Below are 275 nucleotides of genomic sequence, written 5' to 3' on the forward strand. Positions count from 1 at the left end.
CTAATTTTGGGAACGCATCCAGGCACATTGGGTCCATGTATAAAACAACATCAAGAGCGTCATACAACATGAAGTCAGGATGGGTTACATGATCACCATTTAAATATGTTTTATGACATAAACGATCTTCGAACATTTTCAGCATTTCAGGTAGCTTGCTAAGAAAATCAACTTTGAGAGTTTCAAAGTCTTTACTATATGCAATTCTCGAAACACCGTATCTAATATCCAAAACCGCTCCTTCAAGCATTGAAATCTCTGCACGCTCTTTTGGA

General features: G+C 37.5%; 1 protein-coding gene. It reads right to left on the bottom strand.

What is annotated here, in order from left to right:
• A partial coding sequence (locus tag CWS31_RS17515; RefSeq protein WP_170252934.1) for a glutathione S-transferase family protein occupies positions 1-232 on the bottom strand: 232 nt, incomplete at its 3' end.
• Positions 233-275: the final 43 nt, after the last annotated feature.

Origin of the sequence: Colwellia echini, from assembly GCF_002843355.2 — a bacterium.
Classification (GTDB): domain Bacteria; phylum Pseudomonadota; class Gammaproteobacteria; order Enterobacterales; family Alteromonadaceae; genus Colwellia; species Colwellia echini.